This window comes from Mesorhizobium sp. WSM4898 (genome assembly GCF_029625845.1).
In the GTDB taxonomy this organism is placed as follows: Bacteria; Pseudomonadota; Alphaproteobacteria; order Rhizobiales; family Rhizobiaceae; genus Mesorhizobium.
Window position 1 is genome coordinate 1 of sequence record NZ_JARTVQ010000061.1, and the last position, 226, is coordinate 226.

Consider the following 226-nt stretch of genomic DNA (forward strand, 5'->3'; position numbering starts at 1 on the left):
TCGCGCGGACTGCCACGGGCGGCCGATCGCCCGCCGAGATGCTCGACGCATTGTGGATGCCGTCGCGGTCCACCGTGGTTCTGACTGACGGCGGCAGGGGCGTCTATTATCGCGGACGCGACGAGGCAGGGCTCTGGCACCTGCCTCCGCACCGGGTTGCCGTCGTCGACTCGACCGGCGCCGGTGACTGCTTTCACGGTGCCTATGCCCATGCATTGACGCGCGG

The 226-nt window shown here is 69.5% G+C and carries 1 protein-coding gene; it reads left to right on the forward strand.

Annotation, left to right across the window (positions count from 1 at the left end; all coding sequences use genetic code 11):
* Positions 1-226 (forward strand): PfkB family carbohydrate kinase (locus P9228_RS30950; protein ID WP_278057073.1); only part of this gene is annotated, 226 nt, incomplete at both ends.